This is a genomic window from Rhodococcus sp. RCBS9, from assembly GCF_029457415.1.
GTDB lineage: Bacteria > Actinomycetota > Actinomycetes > Mycobacteriales > Mycobacteriaceae > Rhodococcus_F > Rhodococcus_F qingshengii.
This window is the reverse complement of record NZ_CP120422.1, coordinates 2,433,721-2,449,733: the sequence shown is the minus strand read 5'-3', so window position 1 is coordinate 2,449,733 and position 16,013 is coordinate 2,433,721. Positions and strand designations below refer to the sequence as shown.

The 16,013-nt window shown below is 63.3% G+C and carries 14 protein-coding genes; 6 read left to right on the top strand and 8 right to left on the bottom strand.

What is annotated here, in order from left to right:
- Positions 1-8: 8 nt before the first annotated feature.
- Together P0M12_RS11665 and P0M12_RS11660 are read right to left on the bottom strand one after the other, a co-directional pair.
- Positions 9-1,307 (bottom strand): hypothetical protein, encoded by a 1,299-nt coding sequence (locus P0M12_RS11665; protein ID WP_003946055.1) that lies wholly within the window; start codon positions 1,305-1,307, stop codon positions 9-11.
- A 139-nt stretch (positions 1,308-1,446) separates the two neighbouring features.
- The gene (locus P0M12_RS11660; RefSeq protein ID WP_277377742.1) at positions 1,447-2,505 is read right to left on the bottom strand and encodes an SDR family oxidoreductase; all 1,059 of its coding nucleotides are present in this window, start codon (positions 2,503-2,505) and stop codon (positions 1,447-1,449) included.
- Positions 2,506-2,596: 91 nt separating this feature from the next.
- On the opposite strand from P0M12_RS11660, the gene P0M12_RS11655 reads away from it, so the two are divergent.
- Positions 2,597-2,908, top strand: a complete 312-nt coding sequence (locus tag P0M12_RS11655) for a metalloregulator ArsR/SmtB family transcription factor (RefSeq protein ID WP_007735219.1) — start codon at positions 2,597-2,599, stop codon at positions 2,906-2,908.
- 150 nt (positions 2,909-3,058) lie between these two features.
- Positions 3,059-4,450: an amidase gene (locus P0M12_RS11650; protein ID WP_277377741.1), complete on the top strand. Its 1,392-nt coding sequence runs from the start codon at positions 3,059-3,061 to the stop codon at positions 4,448-4,450.
- On the opposite strand, the gene P0M12_RS11645 is transcribed toward P0M12_RS11650, so the two are convergent.
- A complete protein-coding gene (locus P0M12_RS11645; protein ID WP_277377740.1) occupies positions 4,442-5,173 on the bottom strand; it encodes an MBL fold metallo-hydrolase in 732 nt (243 codons plus the stop codon). The two genes, P0M12_RS11650 and P0M12_RS11645, sit on opposite strands and share 9 nt — an antisense overlap.
- Positions 5,174-5,288: 115 nt before the next feature.
- On the opposite strand from P0M12_RS11645, the gene P0M12_RS11640 reads away from it, so the two are divergent.
- Positions 5,289-5,834: a hypothetical protein gene (locus P0M12_RS11640; protein WP_232329955.1), complete on the top strand. Its 546-nt coding sequence runs from the start codon at positions 5,289-5,291 to the stop codon at positions 5,832-5,834.
- Here the strand turns inward: P0M12_RS11640 and P0M12_RS11635 are convergent.
- The 3 genes from P0M12_RS11635 to P0M12_RS11625 are packed head-to-tail and all read right to left on the bottom strand — an operon-like array spanning position 5,802 to position 8,348.
- Entirely contained in the window at positions 5,802-6,461 is a 660-nt protein-coding gene (locus P0M12_RS11635) for an enoyl-CoA hydratase-related protein (RefSeq protein WP_007735215.1), read from the bottom strand. The two genes, P0M12_RS11640 and P0M12_RS11635, sit on opposite strands and share 33 nt — an antisense overlap.
- Positions 6,458-7,117 carry a TetR/AcrR family transcriptional regulator gene (locus P0M12_RS11630; protein ID WP_277377739.1) on the bottom strand — a complete coding sequence of 220 codons (660 nt, stop codon included), beginning with the start codon at positions 7,115-7,117 and terminating at the stop codon, positions 6,458-6,460. Before P0M12_RS11630 ends, P0M12_RS11635 begins: the two co-directional genes overlap by 4 nt.
- A 43-nt stretch (positions 7,118-7,160) precedes the next feature.
- Positions 7,161-8,348 (bottom strand): CoA transferase, encoded by a 1,188-nt coding sequence (locus P0M12_RS11625; protein WP_003946016.1) that lies wholly within the window; start codon positions 8,346-8,348, stop codon positions 7,161-7,163.
- A 282-nt stretch (positions 8,349-8,630) separates the two neighbouring features.
- Between P0M12_RS11625 and P0M12_RS11620 the strand changes: the two genes are divergently transcribed.
- The 3 genes from P0M12_RS11620 to P0M12_RS11610 all read left to right on the top strand — a co-directional run bounded on the left by P0M12_RS11620 (position 8,631) and on the right by P0M12_RS11610 (position 13,074).
- Positions 8,631-9,746, top strand: a complete 1,116-nt coding sequence (locus tag P0M12_RS11620; RefSeq protein ID WP_020909752.1) for an XdhC family protein — start codon at positions 8,631-8,633, stop codon at positions 9,744-9,746.
- A gap of 102 nt (positions 9,747-9,848) precedes the next feature.
- A complete protein-coding gene (locus P0M12_RS11615) occupies positions 9,849-11,492 on the top strand; it encodes a PucR family transcriptional regulator (protein ID WP_083058490.1) in 1,644 nt (547 codons plus the stop codon).
- A gap of 148 nt (positions 11,493-11,640) precedes the next feature.
- Positions 11,641-13,074 carry a solute carrier family 23 protein gene (locus P0M12_RS11610; RefSeq protein WP_064075502.1) on the top strand — a complete coding sequence of 478 codons (1,434 nt, stop codon included), beginning with the start codon at positions 11,641-11,643 and terminating at the stop codon, positions 13,072-13,074.
- A gap of 87 nt (positions 13,075-13,161) precedes the next feature.
- Here P0M12_RS11610 and P0M12_RS11605 read toward each other — a convergent pair whose 3' ends face one another.
- Positions 13,162-14,673, bottom strand: a complete 1,512-nt coding sequence (locus tag P0M12_RS11605; protein WP_064073489.1) for a carboxyl transferase domain-containing protein — start codon at positions 14,671-14,673, stop codon at positions 13,162-13,164.
- Complete coding sequence (locus tag P0M12_RS11600) at positions 14,670-15,896, bottom strand: CoA transferase (protein ID WP_007735210.1); 1,227 nt, start codon at positions 15,894-15,896, stop codon at positions 14,670-14,672. The genes P0M12_RS11605 and P0M12_RS11600 overlap by 4 nt, the downstream gene beginning before the upstream one ends.
- Between the last annotated feature and the right edge of the window lie 117 nt (positions 15,897-16,013).

Genomic DNA, 16,013 nt, shown 5'->3' with positions numbered 1-16,013 from the left:
TCCGGTTCTCAGGCCTGATCGTCGAATAGACCGAGTTGGGTGGGCGCTGCATCTTTGGCGGGCAGTACGACGACGCGCAGTCCGCGCCTGAGGTTGCGGATCGCGTGCGTCCACGCGCGCTTCTCGCCCGCACACAGGTCGGTGTCGTCGTCCTTGCGGCGGATGGACTCGGTCAACGCCTCGTGCCAGGCAGTCTCCTGCTCCTGGCTGATCCGCAGGTAGTCGAGAATGGTGTCGCGGTCGTGCTCACAGATCACGGCAACCTCTTCGGCGCTGAGCTCGCCCGTTCCGTCTGCGTCGAGTTCGAGGAGCGCCATGAGAGCCGGCGGAAATTCGTGGCACTCGTGTGACTCGTATTCGGCACCGGGATCTTCGTGCTCGGAGGCCATGCCGTCGTTGAAGGCGGTGTCTCCGGTTGCGCGGATGGGTTGCCCGCCCAGTTCTTCGGCGAGTTCGTCGGATGCTTCGGCCAGTTCGGCGAACGAGCGCAGAGCCCGCAGCAGGTGCTCGGCGACGAAGGGTGCGCCGTCCACGCGGACCACGCCCAGCACACTCTGCTCGACGAGAATGAGCTTGATGGTCGGCCATTGCCGATTGAGCTGAGCAAGAATTACAGCAGCGTTCTCGAGGTTCTCCACCGAATGCACGACCCGCGAGAACACCTCTACGTACTCGTCGTCCTCGAGGACACGAACATAGGTGACCTGCTCACCGCGGACCAGCGGGATATCGCCGTCGTCGTCACGCTTGGGCGGATGACCGAGAAGGCGCTCGACGGCCCCGTCGACCAGGATCCGCAGCATGTCGCCCGAACCCGAGGGAGCGTGAGACGGCGTCGTGGCGAACGCCGGCGTCGACTCGCGCCCACTGGTGCTGGCACGCAGGAACGACGGGTGCGCAATGCTCCACATTTCACGGAAGACGCGCAACACCTTTGTCACCAGTTCCTCGGGACGAGCGCGGTCGACGTCGATGTAGAAGGACATGGACCCATTGCCCTCGGGTTCGTGCTCGCACAGATCGGGAGCGTTGAACCCCATGTCGAGCAGCGCTGAATGGTCTTCCGGTTCGAGCATCCGCAGTGGATGCAGAAACCTGTTGGAAGGAACTTCACAGCGCACGGAGGTCTGGTTCCATGCGAAGAACTGGATGCACGCGGGCGCGTCGGCCAGTTCGTCCATGCTGTCGTAATGCGACTCCACCACGAGGGTGTCGTCGTCCTCCATCACGGAGATGTAGCGAGCGAGATGAGTCTCGAAAGTAGTCCAGGCACTCAGGATTTCCAGATCGAAAGTATTGTCCGACATCGTCGCTCCTCTGGTCCGGGGGCGCATGGGGCCCTACCGACGACTCGCCGAAACCCCTGCTTTTCAAACCCCGCCTACGACGTTAGTCGTGGGGTCCGACAGTGACAGTGTTCGTAGGATCCGGGTGACCGTGTTTCAGTCAGGGGATTATCTTCCGAGCCTGCAGATTGGCGAAGATGTCGAGGAACATCGCTTCGGTGTCGACGTGGCGGTGAAATCCGAACCGCCGAGCTTTCGATCCGTCAGCGAAAAAGTCGTAGTCCCATCCGAATACGAAGTCACCGAACCCCCAGGACGAGACATCGGAATACGGGGTCCGAGCAAGGTGGTGTTCCTCGACGAGCGCATCCCACACCGACTCCTTGTCCGCCATTGCGACGTCGAGGGACATCGGGAGCGGAGGTGCGACGTCCATGCCGAAGAAGGCTGCGATCGTCGGCCACATCTCCTGCCAGCGGAACAGGTCGCCGTTGTTGATGTTGAACGCCTGATTTGCGCACTCGGGGTTGGTCGCGGCCCAGACCGTCGCTTCGGCCAGGAGTCCGGCGTCGGTCATCTCGATCAAGCTGGTGTACGCGCCGGGTTTGCCGGGGAATCGGAGTGGGACACCCAGTTTCTTCGAGATGGTCGCGTAGACGGCGATGACCATCGCGAGGTTCATCGGGTTACCCAGTGCGAATCCGGAGACGACCGAGGGTCTGATCGCCGACCATGTCCACGACTTGCCGAGCTGCCTGCGTTCGAGGAACTGCTGTTGGTCGACGTTGAACTCGGGTGGCATGTGCGGTGGATCGCTCTCGCGGGCCGGAGTTTTGAACGGTCCGAGGTGTGCCCCGTAAACCTTGTAGCCCTGCATCAGGCTGACGTGCTCGAGTCCGCCCGCAACGGGCTCGATGGCGTCGAGAGTGTTGACCAGCATCGCCAAGTTGGGCGGAACCAGCTCGGCCCATGTCGGGCGGTCTTGATAGGCGGCGTAGAAGACGTGAGTGACGTCGCCCAGTCCGCTCAGTGCCGCTGCAGTCCGGTAAGGATCGAGCAGGTCGACTGCGATGTGTTCGACCCGGTCGGTGTCCGTACCGCCTCGCCGCGAGAGTCCGATGATCTTCCATTCTCCGGTCGACTCGAGGTGATCGATCAAGTTCCCACCGATCACGCCTCGGGCTCCGACCACGAGTGCCACTTTGTCGTGCTGCACCATTTCAGCCTCCCATTGGTATATCGCGATGTTGCGATATAGGGAGTGAACCACACATATCGGCATTTCGCGATCTAGCGGTATGCTCACGAACATGGAAGACGCAACAACCGAGTGGGAAACGGCGTTCAAGGCGCTGGCCAACCCGATGCGTGTGCAAATCCTGCAGTGGTTGAAAGACCCCGGGAGCTTTCCCCCTCAGCTCGAGCCTGCCGAGGAGGTCGGAGTGTGCCTCAAGCACATTCAAGCGAGGGCGAAGGTGTCGCAATCGACGGCGTCTCAGTACATGGCCGCACTCCAGGCCGCGGATTTGGTGACCACCACACGAATCGGCCAGTGGAGGCACTACAAACGAAACGAGCAACAGATCGAGAAGCTTGCAGCATTCATCAGGCAGGGTTTGTAGGTACCACCACCTGACCGATCCCTCCGGGGCAGCCAACGTTGTGGCAAAACCTCACATCGCCGGAGCCGTCGGTATGTGCATTGTGGTCGTTTCTCGGTTCACTCGCTGTCCTTAGGCTCGGCAGAGGGTACTGGCAAGGAGAGGCGTGCGATGAGTCGTGAGAGCTGGGTGGGCCGTGATGCCCGATCCATCGCCGAAGCCGTGCGGTCGGGTCAGGCGTCGGCGCGGACCGTCGTCGAAGACCACCTTGCACGGGTCGACGAATGCAATGACGAACTCAACGCACTGGTCACCGTGTGCGCCGAGGAGGCTCGCACGGCCGCGGATGCCCTGGACGAACGACGCCTTCTCGGCGAGACACTCGGTCCCCTTGCCGGGGTTCCGTTCACGGTCAAGGACTTGATCGCTACTGCCGGCGTGCGTACCACCGCCGGTTCTCGAACTCTGGCGGACAACGTCCCGGCCGTCGATGCACCGGCCGTTGCGGCGTTCAAGGCTGCCGGCGCAATTCTGATCGGCAAGACCAACACCCCGGAATTCGGCGCGTGCGGCCTGACTCGCAACGAATTGTTCGGAACCACGGCCAGCCCGGTGCGACCGGACGGCGTCGTCCGGTCCCCCGGCGGATCGAGTGGCGGCGAGTCCGCGTCGGTTGCTGCCGGAATGAGCGTGCTCGGACTCGGTACGGATTTTGGTGGCTCGGTGCGTTGGCCCGCCCACTGCACCGGCCTCACTTCGGTTCGCCCGACGCTCGGACGTGTCGATCCGGAAGGTCAGTATCCAGGCGTGCTTTCGGATGGACGGGTACTCGCCAACCCTGCGACGATGCACGGCACGATCCAGACCATCGGCCCACTGGCCCGCAACCTCGGTGATGCGGCGCTTGCGTTGCGCGTCCTGTCGAAGCCGCATTTCTCGTGGAGCGAGCCTGATTCGGTCGACGTCGACGACCTCGACATCCGCTGGGCCACCGGCGAGGGAACGATTCCCGTCGACGAAGAAATCCGGTCAGCGGTTCGGACGGTGGCGATCAGCCTGGACGCGAGCGAGTACGACGGTCTGGCTCTGCCGCGGGCCAACGCGCTTTTCGGCGCGTTGCGATCGGTCGAGACCCACGCGGACATCTACTCTCTCGCCGCAGGTTCAGCGCACTCTTTCGACGCGGACATCACCGCCATGCTTGCGGCAGGCCGTGATCGCAGTTCCGCCGAGGTGGAAGCGCTGTGGGCGGATCGTGCGATGTTGATCAGCGAATTCCTCGACGAGATGGGCGACGTCCTGATTCTGCCGGTTGCGTCGGTGCTCGCTCCGCCGCTCGGTGTGGAGAGCTTCGAGGTGGGCGGTCGCAAACTCACGTGGATGGACGCGCTCGCGAGTTGCCGGGCGATCAGTGTGCTCGGCCTTCCGTCGGTCGTGGTTCCGGTAGGACTCTCCCGCAACAGTTTACCGGTCGGAGTGCAAGTGGTGGCCCGGCCGTTCCACGAGCATGTTGCGCTGTCCGTGGCGGCGCGAATCACGTCGAATGCGCAAGCTCTAGTCTGACTTCCATCTTTCGGTTTCGGCTGCGAAACGTGTTGCGTACGAGTCGGCCAGGTCGTGAAGCGTGGTGACGCAGTCGCCGTAGTACGTCGGTGCATGCATGGTAGCCAGAATCCGCGGCTCGAGGTCGGCCAGGGCGCGGATCGTGGGTTCGAGATCCGGGGTGAGGCAGGTGGCGTGGCCCAAGTCCTCGGCTTCCAAAGCGGGACCGACGATTTCGTGCTCGGTGGTCGCGGGGTGGTGCCCGAACGCAGTGAAGAGATCTCCGCAGAACAGCGTCGACGTCGTCTCCTCGAACATCAGACCCGCGTCCCAACCGTGTGGGACGTGTGGGGTGTCGATGTGCCGGACTCGGCGGCTGCCGGTTTCGAGTACGTCGCCGTCCTGCAAGGGAAGTGGCGCCCGATCGGCCAGATCGTTGACCTGGACGAAGCACCCCATCGCACCGTGTGCAACTTGCGCTTCGGGGGCCGCCGCAAGCCAGGAGTTCATGGACCCGCATTCGTCGGCCTCGACGTGACCGAACGTGATCCATTTCAGACGGTCGATGTCGATCACCGTGGAGAGTGCGTCGGAAGCCGAGGTGAACAACGCTCGCTGCCCGGTGTGGAAGAGCAAGGGTTCCTCGCCGTCGACGAGAAACTGGTTCATCGTGAGGTTCGCTTCGTCCACGAAGGTCGACAGTCGGTAGATGTCCGGCGCGATTTCGGTGATCGTGGTGGTCATCGCTGTGCTCCGATCAGGGCTGTTGTACATGTCGAGCTGTCTTCTCCAGCCTTCTCGCCGCCCCGCGCCTGCACAAGGTTCTGGACGTGCTTACGGCTCTGCAATAGTGGAGGACGTGTTCGTACTGCTGCTGACAGGCCCGCCGGGCGCGGGGAAGAGTTCCGTGCTGACCGCGCTTCACGATCGACTCGGCGAGGCCGGGGTGAGCAACGCGATGATCGAGGTGGACGAACTCGAGCGATGCTACCCGCCGCTGGGAACCGAGCGGGCAATCGCACACGTCGGAATGTTGTGCGCGTCGTACCGGGAAGCGGGGTACGAACTCCTGTTCCTCACGGCGACCGTCGAAGACGACGACTACGGGCGCGCCCTGCTGGCCGCGACCGGCGCCGAGGGGCACCTGCTGGCACGCCTCGAGGCCGATCCGGATACGTTGCGTACCAGAATCATCGAACGTGAACCGGCCGGCTGGGCCGGGTTGGACGAGTTGGTGGAGGCGTCACAACTGCTGGCCGATTCGATGCCGACGCTCAGTGGAGTCGACGTGGTTCTGAGCACCGAAGGCCGCGATCCCGAAAGTGTTGCCGACGATCTGGAAGCGGCTCTGCGAGAACACAGTCCGTCGCTTCTAGCCGTCGGTGTTCAGAGCGGTGACCACTGAAGCGAACATCGTCGACTTGATTGCCCCCAGTGTGCCCGCATTCTTCGGGCCGATCGGTGCAACCATTTCGATGGCCTTGGCGGTCAAAGCGTCGACGGATGCGGTGAAGTCCACCAAACCGGCTGCGAATGCGTCACTTCCGCCGTATCGCCGCCCCGTGGTCATGGCGACGATTGCCGACGCCGGGCTGAGTTTGGCCTGGATGAGAGCTGCCATTCCTTCGGTGAAGGGGATGTTGATGTCCACCTCCGGGAAGCAGTAGTAGCCGCGATCATCGCGCATGACGCGGTAATCGTGCGCGATGCCGAGCATGGCGCCGGCTCCGAAGGCGTGGCCGTTGATCGCCGCGACGGTGGGCATCGGGAACGTCAGCATCCGAGCGAACAGCGACTGCACCTGCTGCACATACCACTTCGCCTTGTCGCCGTTCGCGCCCAGCCAGTCGAGGTCGAGTCCGTTGGAGTAGAACTTGCCCGTCGCCGTGGTGACCAGGGCATGTGCGCTTTCGCTCAAAGCCTGGTCGAGTAGCTTGTCGACGGAATCGAGCCACTCCGGCGAGAATCGATTCTCGTCCTCGCCGAGATCGAGAACGGCGATCTTGTCTTCGAAGCGCAGAGTTGCGGTCATGATTGGCCTTTCCTGTTGCGTGGCTTGGGCAGTGGTGGGTCGAGATGCAGAACCGCTCGAACGGCGGCATCCAACCGCGCGCGTGCTGCGGCGTCGGGGACTCGCCAACCGTCGGCGCGTTTGGCGGGATGAATGAGTAATCCGGTAGGCAGGCCGACAACACAGGCCTCGATTGCCTCGACGGCTCGGCCGTCCTTGCGGCCCCAGAGCGCGGTCGACAACCGGATGAACAACTCGACCAGAGACCGGTCGAGTTGTGTGAGTTGCTCGGCGATGTCGGCAGGGACGTCGGTGCCGAGCAGTTCGTCGCGCTGGATCGTCAACAGCAGCAACGCGGATTGTGGGTAGTCGAGCGCGAAGACAGCCGGAACTTCGGCGGCCGTGACGACGGCGGAAACCGCCGAAGTCGGCGACGGGTCCGCGAGAGCGTCGTCCACTCTCGATTGTTGAAGCGCGAGAAATCGTCGCGCAGCACGCAGCCACGCGCTACCGACCAGTCCACTGCGAGAGCCGAATGCGTGATAGATCGCCCCGTTGGATACACCGGTGGCGTCGGAGACTGCCCGGACCGTGACAGCGCTCGGCCCGGCGGTGGCGGCAAGTTTTTCGGCAGCGTCGAGCAGGGTGTCGAGGTCGTGGACGCGTGGCCGAGGCATGAACGCACAGTAACAGAGCGTCTGCTCTGTTACTAGTGTGCGGTCAGATCACCGAATTTGCGCGAAGATCCTCGATCTCCTCCGGGCGCAGGCCGAAGTCGGTGAGTACGTCGTCGGCGTCACCGCCGAGAGTCATGGGTGGCGCATTCCTGACGGGAAGGGTCTTGCCGTCCACCCAGAACGGTCCGCGGACAACGGGAATCGACGTTCCGTCGGCGCTCTGGGTCTGCTCGACCATCTGCAATGCCTCGACCTGAGGGTCGGAGAACACCTGATCGATCGAATGGATGGGGCCGCAGGGGATTCCGGCACCGCGGATCTCGGAGATCCATTGCGCCGCGCCCTTCGTGGTCAGTAGGTCCTCGAGTTCTTTGGTCAGTTGGTCTCGGTGCGCCAAACGTTCTTTACCCGTGGCATATTCGGTACGGAAGGCGAGCTCGGGGTCACCGAGTACCGAGCACAGTGCGATCCAGTGCTTGTCCGAGCCGGTGGCAATGTTGATCGGGAAGTCGGCAGTGTCGAAAGCGCCGTACGGCGTGATCGTCGGGTGCGTATTGCCGTTCGGCGTCGAAACCCGCCCGGTGCTCAGGTAGTCCTGCGCCTGGAAGGTCATGATCGAGATCGCGGATTCCAGCAACGAGGTCTGCACGCGGTGCCCACGACCGTCGCGTCCGCGCGAAGCCAGTGCCGCTGTGATTCCCAGTGCCGCGTAGATGCCCGAGACCGTGTCGATGATGGGGATACCGACCCGCATCGGGGTCTGTTCCCCGGCACCGGTGACCGACATCAGCCCGGACATGCCCTGGGCCACCTGATCGAGTCCGGGCGCGAACTGGTCAGGGCCCACCGGGCCGAAACCACTGATGCTCATCACGACGAGCCCTGGATTCTCCTGCTCGAGCGAGTCGGGATCGAGCCCCATGTCGGCCAGTACTCCCGGACGGAAGTTCTCGACCAGCACATCTGCGTCGAGGGCCAGGCTGCGAAGCAGTTTCCGCCCGCGGTCACTGCGCATGTCGATGGCGATCGACCGTTTGCCGCGGTTCACGGAAGCGAAGTAGAGGCTTCGATCGCCGTCGAACGGCGGCCACTGACGCGAACTGTCGCCGGAGCCACGGGTTTCGACCTTGACCACGTCGGCGCCGAAGTCCGAGAGCAGCGACGTGCACAGAGGCCCCGCGAGAGCACGGGTGAGGTCGAGAACTTTGATACCGCTGAGCAATTGGTCCATGGGAGAAACCTCGGTTCTGTGGTGTGCAACGTCGCCCACTCGATCCGTCGCACCATCTGCGTGAATTGCCGCTGCAGTGATCGTCGGAGAGGGGAAGAATGAAGGTCAGGCCTGCTTTCGGCTGGGCTCGGTGACAACACTGGTCGAGAGCGCACGGTGATGCGACGGCGACATTGCACAACTGCAGGGCCCGGATTTAGGCGCATTGTGTGACAGGCAGGATTGCGGTGGGCCGATACCGTGAACTCTCTACGGACGGCGATGCAAGCGGGAGGCGAGGCGATGCGCGACATTTCCACTCAGCTGGCGCAGTGGCACGCCCGCGGCGAGGATTTTGCACTGGCGACGGTTGTCCGTACCTGGCGATCCTCACCGCGCATGCCCGGTGCTTCGATGGCCGTCTCACGCTCCGGCGAGGTGGTCGGCAGCGTCTCGGGCGGGTGTATCGAGAGTGCACTGTACGAGATCGCCCAGGAGGTTCTCGCCGACGGCACCAGCCGCGTCGAGGTCTTCAGCGTCTCCGACGACGACGCCATCGGAGTAGGTCTGACCTGCGGCGGAACCATCGAAGTGTTCGTCCAGGCCGTCGGAGCCGATTTCGCCGAGTTCGGTCAGGTCTGTGAACGAATCGAGGCCGATACGCCCGTCGTCGTGGTCACCGAAGTGCGTCCGGGAGCGCCGGCGCGGCATCTCGTCGTCGAGCACGGCCGACGCAGCGGGGATCTGGATGCCACGGAGGACGAGGTCTCCATCCTGTTGCGCACGATGGACACCGGTGAGTCCGTCGCTTTTGTCGCGCCGGCGGGAACCCTCATCGATTCGCAGCACGACTTGCTGGTCGAGATCTTCGCGCCACTACCGAGGATGTACGTGTTCGGGGCCATCGACTTCGCGGCATCGATGTGTACGTTGGGCGCCTTTGCGGGTTACCGAGTAACCGTCGTGGACGCACGGCCGGTCTTCGCGACACGGGCGCGTTTCCCCGACGCCCACGATCTGGTCGTCATGTGGCCACACAAGTTCCTCGAAACCGCACCGATCGACAACAAAACCGTCCTGGCCGTGCTCACGCACGACGAGAAGTTCGACATCCCCCTGCTCGAGATCGCGCTGCGTTCGCCGGCTGCGTACGTCGGCGCGATGGGAAGTCGTGCGACGCATGAGCGTCGGGTGGCGCTGTTGAAGGAGCGAGGCGTCACCGACGCCGAGTTGGGGCGTCTGCACTCACCGATCGGGTTGGATCTCGGCGCGAGGACACCGGAGGAGACTGCAGTGTCGATCCTCGCCGAGATGACCAAGACCCTTCGCAATGCCTCCGGTTTGGAACTGCGGGATCTGCAGGGGCCGATCCACCCGCCACCTCAGGAGAATCCGACCGCCCTGCATCGAACGGCCTGAGTCGACTGCGCTGAATTCGGACATCTTGTGTTCGGTGGGGATAGGATCGTTTCTTTCGTGAACCATCTTCCGTGATCCGAATGAAATCGAGGTGCCTGCCAAGTGGCAAACCCGGCCGTACCGGCATCCGAGGTGAATGCTGTTCTCTCCGAACTTCTTCGAACCCAGCTCCTTCCTGGTGTTCGAAAGGTCGCCGGCGGCTGCGAAGACCCGACGGTAGCCCGGGTGGGATTCATGGCGGTTCCGGACATCGGACCGTGGCTGCGGCACGGACAGTTGCTGATCACCACGCCGGAAACCCTCGCCAGGGTCACCGAAACCTTCAAAGCATTTGTCGGACGGTTGTCGACGCGAGGTGTTGCGGCACTTGCCGTCCAATTCGGCGCAGACGGGGACACTCTCGCGCCGGAGCTGGTCGACGCGGCCGAAAGCGCCGGCTTCCCGCTCCTGGTTTTTCACGGTGCGTGTGATCACCCTGCGGCGAGAGACCGTGAGCAGACGGAGTCGGCCCAGATCGACGCCATGTTCGGGGCCGAGCGCTTGCGACGGCTGCTGGTCGACGTCGTGATGGGCGGCGGCGGCCTCCCGCAATTGACCGAAGTCATCGCACGGGAGATGAAGGGCGCCGCCCTGATCACCACCTCGGACGGACGCGAGATCTGCCGCGCCGGGGACGCCGCGGAGCGCAAGCATCTGTCTGCCTGTCCCGCCGTCGATTCCACCGGTCGTCTGCGGACCGACACCGTCGAGGGCGGATTGGGTCTGCACGAGTTCGACGGTCAATTCATCGCGGTGTCCGCGATTTCCGCCAATCACATCGACCACGGGCGTCTCGCGTTGTTCACCGGTGAGCGCGTCATGACGAGTTACGACCAGTACCTGGTCGAGCGGGCCGCGTCGGTGTGCGCGTTGGTCATCACCCGTGAGCAGGCCGTTGCGTCGGTGGAAGAACGCCATCGCGCCAACTTCGTTCACGACCTGCTCCTCGGCCGTGCCGGGGACCACGATCACGTTGTCTCCCACGCCAAGACGTTCGGTTGGGACTTCGATCGCCCGCTGGTGATCGTCTCGATCGAGCCGGACCCGGTCGACGAACCGGCCTCGGCGGCGCCCGCTCGGCTGCCTGTTGTCGATCGCCAGGCGATGGCGTTCTCCGGGGCGATCGCCCACCGCGATCCCGGTGCGGCGGTGACCGCGCTGACGGGCGAGACGGTGATCGTCATGGGCGTCGGCACCGACACGATGGCATTGGTGCGGGACCTCGTCACGGTCGTTCGCGGTGAAGGTGGCGGCGGGAGAAGGCCGTTCAGTGTCGGGGTGTCCCGGCCGACAGCGGCGATCGACGCAGTCCCCGCGCTCTACAGTCAGGCGCGCACCGCACTGACCGTCGGACGCCGGATCTCCGGTCCGTGGACGGTGACTCAGTTCGACGATCTCGGTGTGTACAGACTGCTCAGTCTGGTCGAGGACGAAAACGAGCTGGAGACGTTCGCGCGGGAGACACTGCGGGAACTGACGGAGGAAACTGCCGAAGCGCAGGACATGCGCAAGACATTGGAAGTCTTGCTCGCGACCAACATCAACATCGCCGAGACAGCGCGCAAGCTCCACTTCCATTACAACACACTGCGTTACAGGGTCGTTAAGCTGGAGAAAATGCTTGGACCCTTCACGGCGCAACCCGAGCTCCGGCTGGATCTGTCTCTAGCACTGAAGATAACCGCGATGCGCGGCATCAATCACTAATATTGCCAATCCGAGTCCGTGGGTTCTGGCAGATTGTCATCACGTCGATACCCCTGCTCTGTAATAGCGTTTCACTCCAGTCACGGTGTTTTGTGAGCTGGAGCACACTCAGCGTTCGGACACCTTCCTCTGCACGAAAGGTCCCATCATGCCGATTTGGACGTTGCACGGAGATGGAAAGAACATCAGACCGGGTGAAGTGGTCGCTCCCGGCGAGCGGCTCAGCTGGGGAAGAACCATCGGGCTGGGCAGCCAGCACGTGGTGTCGATGTTCGGCGCGACGTTCGTCTTCCCGATCATCATGGGGCTCAATCCTCAACTTGCCGTGATGATGTCGGGCTTTTGTACGCTCTTCTTCCTGCTGGTGGTCAAGGGACGCATTCCTAGCTACCTCGGTACGTCGGCGGCCTTTGTCGGCGGTATCGCCGCCATTCGTGCCCAAGGCGGAACGTCCGCAGAGGTGACCGGCGCGATCCTGGTGTCCGGACTGGTCCTGGCAGCCATCGGTATCGCGATCCACTTCCTCGGTGGCCGGGTCGTATTCAAGGTTCTTCCCCCGGTGGTGACCGGCGCAGTGGTGATGCTGATCGGATTCAACCTGGCACCCGTCGTCGCGGGGCTGTACTGGCCACAGGACCAGTGGGTGGCTCTGATCGTCATGGTGGCCCTGATCGTCATGAGTATCGCGCTACGAGGCTTCATGGCGCGCATCGCCATCTTCCTGGCGCTGATCTTCGGTTACGTCCTCTCCTGGATCCTCGACCGGGTCTCGGGGACGATCACCTCCTACGACGCAGGCACCGGTCAGATCACCGAGCACTTCCGCGTCAACTGGGATTCGGTGCAGTCGGCGTCGTGGTTCGGCCTTCCCCCGTTCTCGGACGAGGCCAACGGAATCGTCGGCATCCACGCTCCGTCGTTCAGCCTCACGTTCATCATCCTGGTCCTTCCGGGTGTCATCGCGTTGATCGCGGAGAACGCGGGCCACGTCAAGGCCGTGGCCGAGATGACCGGGGACGACCTCGACCCGTACATGGGACGTGCGCTCGCCGGTGACGGTTTCGCCACCGCTATCGCCAGCAGCGTCGGCGGTTCGCCCACCACGACGTACGCCGAGAACATTGGTGTCATGGCAGCGACCCGTGTGTACTCCACCGCCGCCTACGCGGTTGCCGGCATCGTCGCCATGATGCTCGGCTTCTCCCCCAAGTTCGGTGCCGTCATCTCGGCGACGCCCGGCGGTGTTCTCGGCGGAATCACCGTGGTGCTCTACGGCATGATCGGTCTGCTCGGCGCGAAGATCTGGAAGGAGAACGGCGTCGACTTCGGCAATCCGCTCAACCTCATGCCGATCGCGGCCGGCCTCATCATCGGTATCGGCGACACGGCTCTGAAGTTCAGTGACACGTTCTCGCTCAGCGGGATCGCGCTCGGCACCATCGTCGTGATCGGGATGTACCACCTGTGCCAGTTCATCGGTTCGAAGAACCCGGAACTGAATGCGAAGAATCCGGAACCGAACAAGCCGGATTCGAAGACTCCCGGCGGCGATCGGGAGGAACCCGCCAAGCAACTCACGTGACGCTTGGCTGAGTGTGCTCGATCGACGAAGGCCGGACATCCTCCGCGGAGGATGTCCGGCCTTTCCGGTGTTCTGGGTACTGATCGATCAGACGGAGGTACTGGCTTCGACCAGGCCGATACGGTCGATGCGTTCGGTGCGGGTGTTGAGCCGTTCAGTCGCATCGGTAGCACTGAGCACGCTCAGCTCGTAGTGCAGTACCGCTCCGACGCGAGTGCAGAAGGCGGCGGATTCGTCCGCGGCATCGGGAAATTCGGGGATGACCCGATCGACGATGCCGCCCGCGAGCAGATCGAAGGACCTGATCCCTTGACTGGCTGCCATGTCCGGCGCGTGCGTGACGTCGTGGAACATGATCGCGCTCGCACCTTCGGGAGGTAAGGGCGAGAGCCAACCGTGGCGGGCCGCCAGCACTCGATCGGCCGGAATCAGTGCCAGGGCGCCGCCGCCCGTGCCCTGCCCGAGCAGGAGGGAAATGGTGGGGACCTCGAGTGAAATCATGTCGGCTATGCACCGAGCGATCTCGCCCGCCAGTCCGCCTTCTTCGGCCTCCTTCGACAGTGCCGCGCCCGCTGTGTCGATGATCGTCACCAGCGGCAGGTCGAGTTCTGCGGCCAGCCGCATACCTCGCCGAGCCTCCCGCAGAGCGCCGGGGCCGAGTGGGGAGTGAGCAGTCTGTCCGCGCCGGTCCTGTCCGAGAAGGACGCAGGGCATGTCGCCGAAGCGAACGAGCGCGAGCATGATGCCGGGATCGTTCTCGCCTTGGCCGGTTCCGTTGAGCGGGAGCATGTCCGAGGCGGAATTGAGCAACACTTCCCGTATCCCCGGTCGGTCTTCGCGCCGGGATGCGACGACGGATTCCCACGCCGACGTATCGGGTGGGCAATCGTACGAGCACGGGTCACTGGGCAATAAGTACCCACGATGCGCCCCGGTGATGATGCGCAATGCGCGTTCGACGATTTCGGCGAGCTGGTCTGGCGGCCTCACTGCATCGATGAGTCCGTGCTCGTGAAGGTTCTCCGCTGTCTGGACACCGGCGGGGAAAGGTGAGTTGTACAAGGTCTCGAACACTCGAGGGCCGAGGAATCCGACGAGGGCCCCCGGTTCCGCGATCGTCACGTGACCGAGTGATCCCCAGGACGCGAATACGCCTCCGGTGGTGGGGTTTCGGAGATAGACGATGTAGGGCAGGTGCGCTTCTTTGTGCTTGATGAGCGCCGCGGTGATCTTGACCATCTGCAAAAACGCCGTCGTCCCCTCCTGCATACGCGTTCCCCCGGACGTGGGAAGCGCAAGAAGGGGCAGCTGCTCTTGGGTGGCTCGACGGATGGAGACGACGAGGCGTTCTCCCGCCGCCACGCCGATCGAACCACCGAGAAAACCGAACTCGCAGACGATGATTGCCACACGGCGGCCTCGGACGGAGGCGCTTCCGGTCAGGACGGACTCGTCGAGTCCGGTCTTCTCCTGGGCCCGCAGAAGTGCTTCGGCGTAATCGGAGTCGGTCGCGACGGGAATCGGAGGGGTATCCCACGACTCCCAGGTGCCGGCATCGATCACCAGGTCGAGCAAGTCGCGAGCCGTCAGGCGGTTCATCGGGTGAATCCTTGTAGCCATGACATGATTTCGTCAGTGTCTTCACCGAGAACCGGAGGTGCAGTGTGGCGGGTCTCCGTCACTTCGGTTCCGTCCGGATCGAAAAATCGTAGCGGTGGACCGGGCAGTGTGATGTTTCCGAGCGTGCTGTGGTCGACGTCGACGAGCAATCCCTGTGATCGGGTCTGCTCCCATTCGTACACTTCGGAGATCGTCCGAACCCGTCCTGCCGGTACTCCGATGCGGTCGAGTTCGGTCAGAAGCTCGTCACGCGAGTACGGCTTGAAGGTACGTTCGATCAATTCGACGACCTGGAAATGATTTTCGACGCGTTCGGCGTTTGTTGCCATACCCGGGGCGTCAGGGTCGAGGTCGAATCCTTCGCAGAATCTTCTCCACAGGCTTTCGCTGCCGACCGAGATCTGCACTGCGCCATCGCCGGTACGAAAGAGCCCGTACGGTGCGATGGAGGGATGGTGGTTGCCCTGCGCTGTGCCTACCTCACCGGCGACGGTCCACTTCGTTCCTTGAAACGCGTGAACACCGACCACGCTGGCCAAGAGCGACGTTCGGACAACGCGGCCTTTCCCCGTCTGTTCGCGTTCCTTCAAAGCCGCGACGACACCGAACGCCCCGTACATTCCGGCGAGAAGATCGGCGATCGGAACTCCGACTCGTTGAACGTCGTCCGGACTCGAGCCGGTCAGCGACATGAGTCCGGCTTCCCCCTGGGCGATCTGGTCGTAGCCGGCGCGACCGCCTTCCGGGCCGTCGTGGCCGAAACCGCTGATGGACAGAACGATCAGTCGAGGATTGAGTTCGGCCAACCGCTCGGTCGAGAATCCGAGTCGATCGAGAACTCCGGTGCGGAAGTTCTCCATGAGAACATCGGCGCGGCAGACGAGATCTTCGAGGGTCGCGCGCCCACTGTCGGATTTCAGATCGAGCGTGATCGACTTCTTGTTCCGGTTCGTGGACAGAAAATACGTCGATTCCCGTTGTGTGTTCGGTGGTTCCAACGTGGGCTCCACAAAAGGCGGCCCCCACCCACGGGTGTCGTCGCCGCCGTGAGGTGATTCGACCTTGATCACGTCGGCACCCAGATCGCCGAGCATCATTGCCGCGTGAGGACCCGCGAGTGCGCGCGTGAGGTCGACGACTATCACGTCGTGTAACGGACCACTACGAGCACTTGTGTTGTGAGGCTTCGAAGTCGAGTTCATGTCGCACCGCCGTGTTCTGGTGTAATTGGCTGAGCCAGTTGGTGGTTGAGGCCTCCGTAGTTCGGTCGACTCCGGTCCGCTGGACCGAGAAACCGGCCAGGGCCACTGAAGGAGGTA

What these genes read in the sequence shown, in the direction of transcription:
- P0M12_RS11665 (WP_003946055.1), bottom strand. Translation starts at nt 1,307, where the DNA reads ATGTCGGACAATACTTTCGATCTGGAAATCCTGAGTGCCTGGACTACT.
- P0M12_RS11660 (WP_277377742.1), bottom strand. Translation starts at nt 2,505, where the DNA reads ATGGTGCAGCACGACAAAGTGGCACTCGTGGTCGGAGCCCGAGGCGTG.
- P0M12_RS11655 (WP_007735219.1), top strand. Translation starts at nt 2,597, where the DNA reads ATGGAAGACGCAACAACCGAGTGGGAAACGGCGTTCAAGGCGCTGGCC.
- P0M12_RS11650 (WP_277377741.1), top strand. Translation starts at nt 3,059, where the DNA reads ATGAGTCGTGAGAGCTGGGTGGGCCGTGATGCCCGATCCATCGCCGAA.
- P0M12_RS11645 (WP_277377740.1), bottom strand. Translation starts at nt 5,173, where the DNA reads ATGACCACCACGATCACCGAAATCGCGCCGGACATCTACCGACTGTCG.
- P0M12_RS11635 (WP_007735215.1), bottom strand. Translation starts at nt 6,461, where the DNA reads ATGACCGCAACTCTGCGCTTCGAAGACAAGATCGCCGTTCTCGATCTC.
- P0M12_RS11630 (WP_277377739.1), bottom strand. Translation starts at nt 7,117, where the DNA reads ATGCCTCGGCCACGCGTCCACGACCTCGACACCCTGCTCGACGCTGCC.
- P0M12_RS11625 (WP_003946016.1), bottom strand. Translation starts at nt 8,348, where the DNA reads ATGGACCAATTGCTCAGCGGTATCAAAGTTCTCGACCTCACCCGTGCT.
- P0M12_RS11620 (WP_020909752.1), top strand. Translation starts at nt 8,631, where the DNA reads ATGCGCGACATTTCCACTCAGCTGGCGCAGTGGCACGCCCGCGGCGAG.
- P0M12_RS11610 (WP_064075502.1), top strand. Translation starts at nt 11,641, where the DNA reads ATGCCGATTTGGACGTTGCACGGAGATGGAAAGAACATCAGACCGGGT.
- P0M12_RS11605 (WP_064073489.1), bottom strand. Translation starts at nt 14,673, where the DNA reads ATGAACCGCCTGACGGCTCGCGACTTGCTCGACCTGGTGATCGATGCC.
- P0M12_RS11600 (WP_007735210.1), bottom strand. Translation starts at nt 15,896, where the DNA reads ATGAACTCGACTTCGAAGCCTCACAACACAAGTGCTCGTAGTGGTCCG.